Source organism: Paenibacillus sp. JNUCC 35 (assembly GCF_058269095.1).
Window position 1 is genome coordinate 540,830 of record NZ_CM177771.1, and the last position, 13,561, is coordinate 554,390.

Consider the following 13,561-nt stretch of genomic DNA (forward strand, 5'->3'; position numbering starts at 1 on the left):
CTGTCTCTTTTGAGCTATACTGATACCAACTTTATACGATTATGAACAGCGCCGAACAGGAGAGTACCCATAAGACGGAATCTCCAGAGAGGATAACCGAGCGGCAACCCCGCTGGGCTGAAAGTTATCCGATCCCTTTATGAGGAAATGCACCTGTGAGCTGCTGCGCCGAATGATGGTTGCCCATCTGTAGGTTCAGCCGGGTCGTACCCGTTAACAACGCAGAGTTGGGAGACTTCACAGTCACCAAGCAGAGTGGAACCGCGATTATACGCCTCTGCAGCCTTACGGCTGCGGGGGCTTTTTAATTTTTACCAGGAGCAGTTGGTAGGAGCTAAGCATCCCAGAAACGAATAAGAAGGTGATGAACCTTGTGGAAAACCATACGTTCTGATATAAAAGCCGTCTTCGACAATGATCCTGCCGCCCGAAGCTGGTTCGAGGTTGTGTTTACTTATTCCGGGCTCCATGCCATTTGGGCGCATCGGATTGCTCACTGGTTGTATACCCGCAAGCTGTTTGCGGCGGCACGTATCATTTCGCAGTTCAGCCGTTTTATGACTGGCATAGAAATCCACCCGGGAGCGACAATCGGCGAAAGGCTGTTTATTGATCACGGGATGGGGGTAGTGATTGGCGAAACGTGTGAAATCGGCAATGACGTTATTCTTTATCAGGGAGTCACCCTCGGCGGAACGGGTAAAGAGAAAGGCAAGCGGCATCCGACGATCGGCAGCAAGGTGGTTATCTCCTCGGGGGCCAAGATCCTGGGCTCCTTCAAAGTGGGAGACAATGCGATGATCGGGGCCAATGCGGTCGTGCTTAAGGAAGTTCCCGCGAACTCTACGGTAGTGGGCATTCCCGGAAAGATTGTGAAAAGGGACGGAATCCGGGTCAACCGGCTGGATCACGGCAACGTGCCCGATCCGGTACTTGATCTTTGCCGCACTTTACAGGTGCAAATCGACGAATTAAGGGAACAATTAGAAGAAGAGAAGATCAAGAATGGAGGCGTTAGGGAGCATGACACTCAGAATGTTTAATACGATGACAAGAGAAAAAGAAGAATTCAAACCTCTTGAACCGGGCAAGGTGAAAATGTACGTGTGCGGCCCGACCGTATATAACTATATTCATATCGGCAACGGACGCCCGGCGATTTTCTTCGATGTCGTCCGCCGCTATTTAACCTATGTCGGTTACGAAGTGACCTACGTAGTGAACTTTACGGACGTGGACGATAAGCTGATCCGCAAAGCGGAAGAAACGGGAGAGACCGTCCAGGAGCTGGCCGACCGTTTTATCGCGGCCTATATGGAAGATATGAAAACCCTCCGCATCGAGCCGGCCACGATTCATCCGCGGGTAACGGACAACATGGAGATCATCATCACCTTCATTAATTCGCTGGTGCAACAGGGCTTTGCTTACGAGAATGGCGGAGACGTGTACTACCGGACCTCCCGCTTTAAGGAATACGGAAAGCTGTCGCATCAGAATCTGGATGAGCTTCAATACGGTATCCGCATCGAAGTGGATGAGCGCAAGGAAAATCCGCAGGATTTCGTCCTTTGGAAAGCGGCGAAACCGGGCGAAGTGTTCTGGTCCAGTCCGTGGGGCAACGGACGTCCGGGCTGGCACATCGAATGCTCCGCTCTCGTACACAAGTACCTGGGAGAGTCGATCGATATTCACGGCGGCGGCGTAGACCTCACGTTCCCGCACCATGAGTGCGAAATTGCTCAGACGGAAGCCATTACGGGCAAGCCGATGGCGAAATACTGGCTCCATAACGAATTCCTCAATATCGATAACGAAAAAATGTCCAAATCCCTCGGCAACGGGGTGCTGATCAGAGAGATTGCCAAAAAGATCAAGCCGGAGACGCTCCGCTTTTTCATGCTGTCCTCCCATTACCGGAATCCGCTTAATTTCAGCGAAGACGGGTTAACGCAAGCCGGCAACGGATTGGACCGTATCCAGAATTGTGTGACCAACCTGAAGCACCGTCTCGGCATCGCTCAGGAAGATGCGCTGGACGATCAGGTAGAGGCGCGCGTGAAAGAAATCGAAGCCCAGTTTATTTCGAAAATGGACGACGATTTCAATACTCCCGATGCGATAACCGCTGTTTTCGATCTCGTCACGGAGGCCAACCGTGTGCTGCAGCAGGAGCGGGTATCCGCGGCAACGCTCAGACTGATTATGGGACGCTTCCGCAATTTCGATTCCGTACTCGGCATCTTGGCAAGAGAAGAGGAAGAGCTGCTGGACGAGGAAATCGAGGGACTGATTGAAGAACGCAATGAAGCGAGACGGGCGAAAAACTGGGCGCGCGCCGATGAAATTCGCGACCTGCTTACCGAGAAGGGCATCTATCTCGAAGATACCCCGCAGGGTATCCGTTGGCGCCGGAAATGAATCTTTCCGATAAGCTGAACCCGCAGCTGTTCCGGTACCCGCCTTCCCAAAAGCCGGAACTTCTCAACCCGCTGGTCCTTGCTTACGTCGGGGATGCCGTATATGAGATGTTCATCCGCCAATACGTCATCTCCATGCCCAGCCAGCGTCCCAACCACCTGCACCGCACCGCTACGCGCTACGTTTCGGCCAAAGCGCAGTCGAAGGCCTTGCAGGCGCTGCTGCCTCTTCTTACGGAGGAAGAAACGGACATCGTCAAGCGCGGACGCAACGCCAAATCCGGCTCGACGGCCAAAAATGCGGATGTGCTGGAATACCGGCACAGCACCGCATTCGAATCCCTGATCGGCTATTTGTACTATAAGCAGGCGTACGAACGCCTGAACTATATCATGGAAGCCTCGCTGGCGCCGGAGAAAATTGTGGCTTTGACGGCTTCGGAGTCAGCAGCGGGTCCCGCTTCGAATCAACCCGGCGGTACGGACACCGGCACCGGAAGGGTTCAAGCCGACGTTTCCGGAGGGCCGGAGGCAGCCGGAGCAGATCCGGAAGCGCCGTCCGATGCACACAAACTTTAAGCAGAATCATTATAGGAGGCACGACCATGGAAGAATACATCGGTGGTAAACACTCGGTGCTCGAAGCGCTGCGCTCCGGCCGCACCATTCATAAAATATGGCTGAGCGAGTCCGCCCAGAAGCAGCTGGCCCAGCCCGTTGCCGCGGAAGCCAAGAAGCTTGGCGTCATCGTGCAGACAGCCGACAAACGCAAGCTCGATCAGCTTGCTCCGGATTTGCAGCACCAAGGCGTCGTTGCCCAGGTGGCGGCATACGATTACGCCAGCGTGGATGACATCCTGGCGCGAGCCGAGCGCAAAGGAGAGGATCCGTTCATTCTGATCCTCGACGAAATCGAAGATCCGCATAATCTCGGATCCATTCTCCGTACAGCGGACTGCACCGGCGTGCACGGCGTGATCATCCCCAAGCGGCGCTCCGTCGGCTTGACCGCAACCGTCTCGAAGACATCGGCGGGAGCGGTGGAGTATGTGCCCGTAGCCCGCGTGACGAATATTTCCCAGACCATCGCCGATCTGAAAGAACGCGGTGTCTGGGTAGCGGGCACGGACGTGACTGCGGCTGACGACGTATACCGCAGCAATTTTAAAATGCCGCTGGCTCTGGTCATCGGCAACGAAGGCCGCGGCGTCGGTCGCCTAATCAAGGAATCGTGCGATTTTCTCGTGAAGCTGCCGATGCATGGACGGGTGAATTCGCTCAATGCATCCGTAGCCGCGGGAGTATTGATGTACGAGGTAGTCAGACAACGTACTACGGGATAACCTCGTATGAAAGAATTCCTGATTGTGGACGGCTACAATATTATCGGGGCCTGGCCCGAGCTGAAGCAGCTGCGCGACCGTAGTCTGGAAGAGGCGAGGGACAGGCTCATCACCATATTGGCGGAATACCAGTCTTTCTCCGGCGTAAAGGTTTATCTGGTTTTTGACGCGTATCAGGTCCCGGGACTGGGCAAAACTTACGTGCAGAGCAGACTCAGCGTTCTGTATACGAAAGAGAAGGAAACGGCCGACGAACTGATCGAGCGTCTTGTTACGGAGTTGACCGGCCGGCGTCGTCAGATTTACGTGGCGACCTCCGATATGACCGAGCAGCATGTGATATTCGGCAAAGGCGCGCTCCGTCTCCCGGCTTCCGAACTTTTCGTCAAAATTAAACAGAGCCGCACGGAGGTCCGCAAACGTATCCGGGAAGAGGCCGAGAGCGGCCGAAACACCTTTGACAGCAAGCTGAATGAGGAAATGCGGGAGATCTTCGAGAAATGGCGGCGGGGGAAGTAACATCAGACACTTCTGAAAAAGTCTGGAAAAAGAATGTCCGTTTGCATTGACGATGTAAGATTACATAATGTATACTTATCCTATCCTTTTTAGCAAACTTGGTAGTTTTGCAGGCCGGAGGGATTGTTGGTGAGTGTCGACCTCAAAGAGCTTAGAATGACCGATTACGATCTCAAGACTGACGAAGACATCGTCGACGCTGTCCATTGCGGCAACAGCGATGCGCTGGAGTATCTGATCAACAAGTATCGCAACTTTGTTCGCGCTAAAGCCCGTTCGTATTTTCTCATCGGCGCTGACCGCGAAGATATCGTGCAAGAAGGCATGATCGGTTTATATAAATCGATTCGTGATTTCCGTGGAGACAAGCTATCGTCATTCAAAGCGTTTGCAGAGTTGTGCATTACGCGGCAGATCATTACGGCTATTAAAACGGCGACCCGCCAGAAGCATATCCCGCTTAACTCTTACGTTTCGCTGGACAAGCCTATCTACGACGAGGATTCGGACCGCACGCTGCTGGACGTTATTTGCGGCTCGAAGGTTACGGACCCCGAAGAACTGATTATCAATCAGGAAGAATTCAGCGGACTCGAAGACAAGATGGGCGAGATTCTGAGCGATCTGGAACGCCGTGTGCTTATGCTCTATTTGGATGGAAGATCTTATCAGGAAATTGCGGTGGATCTGGACCGTCACGTGAAGTCGATCGACAACGCGCTGCAGCGGGTCAAACGTAAGTTGGAGCGTTACTTGGAAGTACGCGATTTATAGATGAGGCACCCTTTCGGTGAATGGGTGTTTTTATTTTTGTGTGCCGGCGGATACTGGAAATAAAGCACGTTTAAGGGAATGTCGGCTGGTCGATAATAAGAAGAGAACCCAGGTCGAGAAAGGGTTTTTTGCTGTGCGCGGGGCAGGATGTTATCCTTGACACCCCATACCGGTTATGTTAAAGTATTGCAGGTAGCCCTATCGCTTTTTTTTTGTGCGCAAAAAAGGGTATATCCTGATACGGGAGGTGTAACACATGCGAGTTGTTATGACGCTAGCTTGCACGAACTGCAAGCAACGGAACTATACTTCCAACAAGAACAAGCGTAACCATCCAGACCGTATGGAGTTCAAGAAATTCTGCAAATATTGCAATGAACATACCGCTCATCGCGAAACCAGATAGTCTGTGGAGGTGTAGTGCGTGGCTTTCTTAGCTAAAATGAAGCAGGGTTTCGGCTCCTCGTTCTCGTTTTTTGGTGAAAGCTGGAGCGAACTGAAGAAGGTCAAGTGGCCAACACGCAAGGAAATGATCAGCTATACGACCGTTACCCTTGTGACGGTGGCTTTCGTGACTGTCTATTTTTTCTTGCTCGACCTGGGGATCTCTGAGTTGCTGCGGCTTGTCTTCAAATAAATTCAGGAACTAGGTGGCAAATATGGAAAAAAGATGGTATGTCGTTCATACCTATTCAGGTTACGAGAACAAAGTCAAAGCCAATTTGGAGAAGCGCGTTGAATCTATGGATATGGCGGACAAGATCTTCCGCGTACTCGTACCCATGGAGGAAGAGCTGGTAAACAAAGACGGCAAGAAGAAAACCGTCATGCGTAAAGTTTATCCCGGATACGTGCTCGTAGAGATGATTCAAACCGACGATTCCTGGTATGTTGTTCGCAACACTCCTGGCGTAACCGGCTTTGTAGGCTCGACGGGTTCCGGCTCTAAACCGACTCCGCTGCTTCCGGAAGAAGTCGAATCTATTCTGAAGCATATGGGAATGGAAGAACCGAAACCGAAGATCGATTTCGATCTGAAGGAAACGGTTCGCGTGAAGGTAGGTCCTTTTGCGAATTTCGTCGGCACTGTCGAAGAAATTATTGCAGACAAGAGCAAGCTCAAGGTTCATGTCAACATGTTTGGTCGAGAGACTCCGCTGGAGCTTGAGTTCCATCAGGTGGAGAAACTGTAGACTACATCGATTCAAATCCCTCTATTGAGGAAGTTTCTCTTGCGGAATCAGGTTGCTGATTCTGGCTGGTTCCTTAAGAAAAGCTTAGCCAGATCTGTTTCTTTCGCGGATGGGCTTTTGCTGGTGGGAGGGAAATGATCCCGTCGAACCACACTACGTGCAAGGAGGTGTCATCACACATGGCAAAAAAGGTAATTAAAATGGTGAAACTGCAGGTTCCTGCAGGGAAAGCGAATCCTGCTCCGCCAATCGGTCCTGCTTTGGGTCAAGCTGGCGTGAACATCATGGCTTTCTGTAAGGAGTTCAATGCTAAGACTGCTGATCAAGCAGGTCTGATCATTCCGGTTGTTATCACTGTATTCGAGGACCGTTCGTTCACATTCGAAACGAAAACGCCTCCGGCAGCCGTACTTCTTCGTATCGCAGCTGGCGTCGAAAAAGGTTCCGGCGAACCGAACAAGAAGAAAGTTGCAACGGTTAAGCGTGCGAAAGTTCGCGAAATCGCTGAAACGAAAATGCCTGACCTTAACGCTGCATCCGTAGAGGCTGCAATGCTTATGGTTGAAGGTACTGCTCGCAGCATGGGCATCACGATCGAAGACTAATTCGATTCGTAGGCTTCCCCTGGAAGCCGCAAAACAGTGGGAGGGCAATCCGTTACGACCACAGAGGAGGAATACAAATGGCTAAACACGGTAAGAAATATAACGAAGTGGCTAAGCAGGTTACTGCCGATGCACTTTATGAGCCGGCTGAAGCGATTGAGCTTGTTAAGAAAACAGCTCCGGCGAAATTTGATGAAACAGTTGATATTGCTGTTCGTCTTGGCGTTGACCCAAGAAAACAGGACCAGGCTGTCCGCGGCGTAGTTGTACTTCCGCACGGTACTGGTAAAACTAAGCGCGTCCTCGTATTCGCGAAAGGCGACAAAGCTAAAGAAGCAGAAGCAGCTGGCGCTGATTTTGTAGGCGATCAGGATATGATCAACAAAATCCAGCAAGGTTGGTTCGAATTTGATGTTTGCGTAGCTACTCCTGACATGATGAGTGAAGTTGGTAAGCTCGGACGTCTGCTCGGTGGTAAAGGCCTTATGCCTAACCCTAAAGCAGGTACCGTAACTTTCGACGTTACCAAAGCTGTTCAAGAGATCAAAGCTGGTAAAATCGAATACCGCCTGGATAAAGCAGGACAAATTCATGCTCCACTCGGCAAAGTATCTTTCGACGCTGACAAGCTCTCCGAGAACTTCAAAGCGCTGATCGACGCACTGCTCAGAGCGAAACCTGCCGCTGCTAAAGGTGTATACCTGAAAAGCGTTGCAATTTCCTCCACAATGGGCCCGAGCGTTCGCGTGAACCTCCAATCCTTCAGATAAGTTATTCTACGGTTGACATCTTATGTCGAACGTGATAACATTACTGAGGTCGTTAGTTTAACAAACGAATATATAGACCGTAGACAGCAGGTGCCGATGGGAGTATCCCAAACAGCTTAATGTCCTGCCGAGGTGTTATGATATAAGTTCGGGTTATACCGGAAGTGTCATGCCTTCGTAGAGTCTACGAAGGCATTTCTTATGCTTAGGCTGCGGAAATGCTTGTAATAGATTCGGTGAAAACCAGATTGACAAGAAGTGAGGTGTACCTATGGCAAACGCAAAGATTTTAGCAGAAAAAGAGCAGATCGTATCCGACTTGTCGGACAAACTACGTGCAAGCTCCTGCACTATCGTAACCGACTATCGTGGTCTTAACGTTGCGCAAGTAACGGAACTTCGTAAACAACTACGTGAAGCAGGCGTAGAATTCCAAGTTCTTAAGAACTCGATGGTAAGACGTGCAACTGCTAACGCTGAGCTGACGGAACTGGATGCACATCTGACAGGACCGACTGCTATCGCGTTCAGCAAAGACGACGTTGTCGCTGCAGCGAAAATCCTTAACAACTTTGCTAAGAAAAACGAAAGCCTGAGCATCAAAGCGGGCGTTGTTGAAGGTAAAGTTGTGGATGTAGCTCAAATCAAAGCGCTGGCAGATCTGCCTTCCCGCGAAGGTCTTCTGTCCATGCTCCTCAGCGTGCTTCAAGCACCTGTGCGCAACTTCGCTCTTGCGGTTAAAGCTGTGGCTGAAAAGCAAGAAAGCGGAGCGGAAGCTTAATTTTTACCCAAAAATCATTCAAATGAATATAATGGAGGTTTAACCATGAGTAACGAGCAAATCTTGGAAGCCATTAAAGGCATGACAGTTCTTGAACTGAACGATCTGGTTAAAGCAATTGAAGAAGAATTTGGCGTCACTGCTGCAGCTCCAGTTGCAGTAATGGGCGGCGCTGCTGGCGGTGCTGAAGCTGCTGAGCAATCCGAGTTCGACGTAATCTTGAACAACGCTGGTGCTTCCAAAATCAACGTTATCAAAGTCGTTCGCGAAATCACTGGTCTTGGTCTGAAAGAAGCAAAAGACCTGGTTGACAACGCACCGAAGCCTATCAAAGAAAAAGTAGGCAAAGAAGAAGCAGAAGCAGTAAAAGCAAAACTCGAAGAAGCTGGTGCTTCCATCGAAGTGAAATAATTTTGCTTTACACGAGAAACCTCTTGAAGCCTGGCTTCAAGAGGTTTCTTTTGAATTTATGGAGCTTTTTGCATGCGGTTCATGTAGAGCTCCATAATTCCGGGTATTCTAGGATAGGAATAGCGACTTGATACAAAGGAGCGATGGCGGTGGCGGATCACTACTATACGCAAAAACCGACAGTGAAACACGATGTGCGGGAAATAGAGTTTCAAGTGGGGGAACGCAAGGTCCGATTGATGACGGACGCCGGCGTTTTTTCCAAAAGCGAGGTTGATTTTGGCAGCCGTCTGCTAATTGAAACCATGGCGCTGCCGGCTAAGGCCCGTGTTCTGGATGTAGGCTGCGGATATGGACCGATCGGATTGAGTGCAGCTTTTAAATATCCGGCGGGTCATGTGACGATGGTAGATATCAATGAACGGGCTGTGGAACTGTCACGGCAAAACGCGGAACGCAACGGGATCCGGAATGTTACCGTACTTCAAAGCGATAAGCTGGAGGCGGTAAAGACGGAAAAGTTCGACGTCGTACTGACAAATCCACCGATACGGGCAGGCAAACAAACCGTGCATGCCATTTTTGAAGAGGCTTGCGAGTGCCTGAATCCGGGAGGAGCTTTATGGGTGGTTATCCAGAAGAAACAAGGGTCTCCGTCAGCATTAGCTAAGATGGAAGAGCTTTTCGGAGAGGCTGAAGAGGTTACAAAAGACAAAGGCTACCGTATATTACGGGCCTTTAAGAAATAGTCAAGTGTTTGAGAAAAAAGTTTGACTTGACAATCCTGATATGGTATCATTAAAAAATGTCAGTATTAAGATGGGCTTGATGTCTTTCGTTAAAGAAAATGTCAAGCATTTTTTTTGGAGAGAAATGAATAAAATTTCAAACGTTGAGTATAATGTTGAAATTTTAGGAAATTCTAACAAAATAGTAGTACTAGTCATAACGATGCGGATCAACAAGAAAAACCTCCATCCATTGCAGTCGCTTCTTCGGACGGGCTCTCTGACAAGATCGGAGATGTCCAACCTTAGCGTGCGCCCGGCTTAGACGCCCTTCCTTAAGGGGGTGCCACCATACAAGACGGCGCCGCCTGAAGTGTACGTCGATAGAAGTTTTTCTTATTTATTTTTATGAACTGAGTAGACTTAAGGGGTGAATGAAGTTGGCGGGACATCTTGTTCAATTTGGACGACGCAAACGCAGGACTTATGCTCGAATTAATGAGGTGCTGGACATCCCCAACCTGATTGAAATTCAACAAAAATCATACGAATGGTTTTTGGATGAAGGATTGCGGGAGATGTTTTTAGATATCTCACCGATTCAGGATTTTACGGGGAATCTAGTGCTTGAGTTTATTGACTACAGCTTAGGAGAGCCTAAGTATTCCGTGGACGAATCCAAAGAGCGGGACGTAACCTACGCTGCACCGCTTCGGGTGAAGGTACGTCTGATCAATAAGGAAACCGGAGAAGTAAAGGAACAGGAAGTGTTCATGGGCGATTTCCCAATCATGACCGAAACCGGAACCTTTATTATTAACGGTGCTGAACGTGTAATTGTCTCCCAGCTCGTTCGTTCTCCTAGCGTCTATTATAGCACTAAAGTGGATAAGAACGGTAAAAAGACTTACACGGCTACGGTTATTCCTAACCGGGGAGCCTGGCTGGAATTAGAGACGGACGCGAAAGATATCATTTATGTGAGAATCGACCGCACACGTAAAATTCCGGTTACCGTTCTTCTGCGCGCACTTGGATTCGGAACCGATGCCGAGATTCTTGATCTTCTTGGCGACAATGAATATATACGCAATACACTCGACAAAGACAACACCGATTCAACGGATAAAGCGCTGATTGAAATTTACGAGCGTCTTCGTCCGGGTGAGCCGCCGACCTTGGATAACGCAAGAAGCTTGCTTGTAGCGCGTTTCTTCGATCCGAAGCGTTATGACCTTGCTAACGTAGGTCGGTACAAAATCAATAAGAAGCTTCATATCAAGAACCGTTTGTTCAACCAGCGTCTTGCCGAAACTCTTGCGGATCCGGAAACGGGCGAAATCGTAGCCGAAGCCGGTCAACTGCTTGACCGCCGTCTGCTTGACGAAGTGCTGCCTTTCCTGGAGAAGAAGATCGGTTTTAAAGATTATTCCGTTCCTAACGGAGTTGCCGGAGAAGAGATCATTCCGGTTCAAACCATCGATGTGTACTCCCCGATCGAAGACGGAAAAGTAGTTAAAGTAATTTCTAACGCTGTCATTGACAAGTCCGTTAAGAACATTACACCGGCCGATATCATTTCGTCCATTAACTACTTTATAAACCTTCTGCACGGAATCGGAAACACGGATGATATCGATCATCTCGGTAACCGTCGTCTCCGCTCGGTTGGCGAACTGCTTCAGAACCAGTTCCGTATCGGTTTGTCCCGTATGGAACGTGTCGTTCGCGAGCGTATGTCCATTCAGGATGCGAACGTTATTACACCACAGGCTCTGATCAACATACGTCCGGTTATTGCCGCGATTAAAGAGTTCTTCGGAAGCTCCCAACTCTCGCAGTTTATGGACCAGACGAATCCGTTGGCTGAACTGACGCACAAACGCCGTCTGTCCGCATTGGGTCCCGGTGGTTTGACGCGTGAGCGCGCGGGCTTTGAAGTCCGTGACGTCCATCACTCCCACTATGGCCGGATGTGTCCGATTGAAACGCCGGAGGGTCCGAACATCGGGTTGATCAACTCCTTGTCCACCTTCGCGCGGATCAACGAGTACGGCTTTATCGAGGCTCCTTACCGCCACGTAGATCCGAAGACCGGTGTGGTCACGGAAGAAATCGTGTATATGACAGCGGATGAAGAGGATAACTACGTCGTTGCTCAAGCGAATGCGGAACTTTCGGAAGAAGGAACATTCGTTAATGACAGTGTTATCGTTCGTTATAAAGATGATATCTTGACTCTGCCTAAAGAACGCGTCGATTACATGGACGTATCTCCTAAGCAGGTCGTATCGGTTGCGACAGCATTGATTCCGTTCTTGGAAAACGATGACTCCAACCGTGCCCTCATGGGATCCAACATGCAGCGTCAAGCCGTTCCGCTTCTTATTCCTAAGGCGCCGCTCGTCGGTACGGGAATGGAACATAAGTCCGCTAAAGACTCCGGTGTTTGTATTGTTGCCAAACATGACGGAATTATTGAAAAAGTTGCCGGGAATGAAATTTGGCTGCGCCGCCAGGAACTGGTGGACGGTAAATTAGTCAACGGCAATCTCATCAAGCATAAGCTTCACAAATTTATGCGTTCCAACCAAGGTACGTGTATCAACCAGCGTCCGATCGTTCAAAAGGGCCAGCTTGTTAAAGCGGGCGACATCCTTGCCGACGGTCCTTCGACGGAACAGGGTGAACTGGCTCTTGGCCGTAACGTAGTCGTTGCCTTCATGACATGGGAAGGTTACAACTATGAGGATGCGATCCTTCTGAGCGAAAGACTTGTAAAAGAAGATGTGTATACATCCATTCACATCGAGGAATACGAGTCCGAAGCCCGGGATACGAAGCTCGGTCCGGAAGAGATCACTCGCGACATTCCGAATGTCGGCGAAGATGCTCTGAAGAACCTCGACGAGCGCGGAATTATCCGCGTCGGTGCCGAAATCGGCGCGGGCGACATTCTCGTCGGTAAAGTAACGCCGAAAGGCGTAACGGAACTGACGGCAGAAGAGCGTCTCCTGCACGCGATCTTCGGTGAGAAGGCGCGTGAAGTGAGAGACACCTCCCTGCGTGTTCCTCACGGAACCGACGGTATCGTCGTAGACGTGAAAGTATTTACACGCGAGAACGGCGACGAACTGCCTCCGGGCGTTAACCAGCTCGTTCGTGTCTACATTGCCCAGAAGCGTAAAATCTCCGAGGGTGATAAAATGGCCGGGCGTCACGGTAACAAAGGGGTTATCGCGCGTATCCTCCCAGAGGAAGATATGCCGTTCATGCCGGACGGAACGCCTGTAGAAGTCGTCCTGAACCCGCTGGGCGTACCTTCGCGTATGAACATCGGTCAAGTACTGGAAGTCCATTTGGGTATGGCCTCCAGAGCGCTTGGTATCCACGTGGCCACGCCGGTATTCGACGGAGCGCGCGAGTACGACGTGTTCGATACGATGGAAGAAGCCGGCATGCAGCGCAACGGTAAAACCAAGCTCTATGACGGCCGCACAGGCGACGCTTTTGAACGCGAAGTTACCGTTGGCGTCATGTACATGATTAAACTGGCGCACATGGTCGATGATAAAATCCACGCCCGTTCCACAGGTCCGTACTCTCTCGTTACACAGCAGCCTCTGGGCGGTAAAGCCCAGTTCGGCGGACAGCGTTTCGGGGAGATGGAAGTATGGGCCCTAGAGGCCTACGGCGCGGCTTACACGCTGCAGGAAATCCTGACCGTGAAGTCCGATGACGTGGTTGGTCGTGTTAAAACGTACGAATCCATCGTCAAAGGCGAGAACGTGCCGGAGCCGGGTGTTCCGGAATCGTTTAAAGTATTGATCAAGGAGCTTCAAAGCTTGGGGATGGACGTTAAAATCCTGTCCGGCGACGAAGAGGAAATCGAGATGAAAGAACTCGATGATGAGGAAGATACGACCAGTGACAAGCTTAATCTGAACCTTGAAGGGGCAGAAATTGGAGTCGAATAGCTGCAACTGATAGAGGAAAGGCGGACATAGCAGTCCGCCT

The 13,561-nt window shown here is 50.3% G+C and carries 15 protein-coding genes and 1 other annotated feature; all 15 genes read left to right on the forward strand.

Features of this window, described 5'->3' with window-relative positions; genetic code table 11:
* The first annotated feature begins 371 nt into the window (after positions 1-371).
* Complete coding sequence (gene cysE, locus AC2TF6_RS02545) at positions 372-1,043, forward strand: serine O-acetyltransferase (RefSeq protein WP_009674501.1); 672 nt, start codon at positions 372-374, stop codon at positions 1,041-1,043.
* Positions 1,024-2,421, forward strand: a complete 1,398-nt coding sequence (gene cysS / locus AC2TF6_RS02550) for a cysteine--tRNA ligase (protein WP_009674497.1) — start codon at positions 1,024-1,026, stop codon at positions 2,419-2,421. Before cysE ends, cysS begins: the two co-directional genes overlap by 20 nt.
* Positions 2,418-2,999 (forward strand): Mini-ribonuclease 3, encoded by a 582-nt coding sequence (locus tag AC2TF6_RS02555; protein ID WP_491309816.1) that lies wholly within the window; start codon positions 2,418-2,420, stop codon positions 2,997-2,999. The genes cysS and AC2TF6_RS02555 overlap by 4 nt, the downstream gene beginning before the upstream one ends.
* 26 nt (positions 3,000-3,025) lie before the next feature.
* A complete protein-coding gene (rlmB, locus tag AC2TF6_RS02560) occupies positions 3,026-3,763 on the forward strand; it encodes a 23S rRNA (guanosine(2251)-2'-O)-methyltransferase RlmB (protein ID WP_009674512.1) in 738 nt (245 codons plus the stop codon).
* A gap of 6 nt (positions 3,764-3,769) precedes the next feature.
* Complete coding sequence (locus tag AC2TF6_RS02565; RefSeq protein WP_218231796.1) at positions 3,770-4,282, forward strand: NYN domain-containing protein; 513 nt, start codon at positions 3,770-3,772, stop codon at positions 4,280-4,282.
* A 129-nt stretch (positions 4,283-4,411) separates the two neighbouring features.
* Complete coding sequence (gene sigH / locus AC2TF6_RS02570) at positions 4,412-5,056, forward strand: RNA polymerase sporulation sigma factor SigH (protein ID WP_009674492.1); 645 nt, start codon at positions 4,412-4,414, stop codon at positions 5,054-5,056.
* A 256-nt stretch (positions 5,057-5,312) separates the two neighbouring features.
* A complete protein-coding gene (gene rpmG / locus AC2TF6_RS02575; protein WP_082211310.1) occupies positions 5,313-5,462 on the forward strand; it encodes a 50S ribosomal protein L33 in 150 nt (49 codons plus the stop codon).
* A gap of 18 nt (positions 5,463-5,480) precedes the next feature.
* The gene (gene secE, locus AC2TF6_RS02580; RefSeq protein WP_009674493.1) at positions 5,481-5,693 is read left to right on the forward strand and encodes a preprotein translocase subunit SecE; all 213 of its coding nucleotides are present in this window, start codon (positions 5,481-5,483) and stop codon (positions 5,691-5,693) included.
* A gap of 22 nt (positions 5,694-5,715) precedes the next feature.
* The gene (nusG, locus tag AC2TF6_RS02585; protein ID WP_009674510.1) at positions 5,716-6,249 is read left to right on the forward strand and encodes a transcription termination/antitermination protein NusG; all 534 of its coding nucleotides are present in this window, start codon (positions 5,716-5,718) and stop codon (positions 6,247-6,249) included.
* A 179-nt stretch (positions 6,250-6,428) separates the two neighbouring features.
* Entirely contained in the window at positions 6,429-6,854 is a 426-nt protein-coding gene (gene rplK, locus AC2TF6_RS02590; protein ID WP_103998020.1) for a 50S ribosomal protein L11, read from the forward strand.
* A gap of 77 nt (positions 6,855-6,931) precedes the next feature.
* Positions 6,932-7,624 (forward strand): 50S ribosomal protein L1, encoded by a 693-nt coding sequence (gene rplA, locus AC2TF6_RS02595; RefSeq protein ID WP_009674490.1) that lies wholly within the window; start codon positions 6,932-6,934, stop codon positions 7,622-7,624.
* Positions 7,625-7,683: 59 nt separating this feature from the next.
* Positions 7,684-7,833: a sequence feature (ribosomal protein L10 leader region), on the forward strand.
* 62 nt (positions 7,834-7,895) lie between these two features.
* Positions 7,896-8,405 (forward strand): 50S ribosomal protein L10, encoded by a 510-nt coding sequence (rplJ, locus tag AC2TF6_RS02600; RefSeq protein WP_491309817.1) that lies wholly within the window; start codon positions 7,896-7,898, stop codon positions 8,403-8,405.
* A 45-nt stretch (positions 8,406-8,450) separates the two neighbouring features.
* Positions 8,451-8,816 (forward strand): 50S ribosomal protein L7/L12, encoded by a 366-nt coding sequence (rplL, locus tag AC2TF6_RS02605; protein ID WP_009674515.1) that lies wholly within the window; start codon positions 8,451-8,453, stop codon positions 8,814-8,816.
* A 149-nt stretch (positions 8,817-8,965) separates the two neighbouring features.
* Positions 8,966-9,565, forward strand: coding sequence for a class I SAM-dependent methyltransferase (locus AC2TF6_RS02610; protein ID WP_491309818.1), 600 nt, complete (start codon positions 8,966-8,968; stop codon positions 9,563-9,565).
* A gap of 419 nt (positions 9,566-9,984) precedes the next feature.
* A complete protein-coding gene (rpoB, locus tag AC2TF6_RS02615; protein WP_082211309.1) occupies positions 9,985-13,521 on the forward strand; it encodes a DNA-directed RNA polymerase subunit beta in 3,537 nt (1,178 codons plus the stop codon).
* Positions 13,522-13,561: the final 40 nt, after the last annotated feature.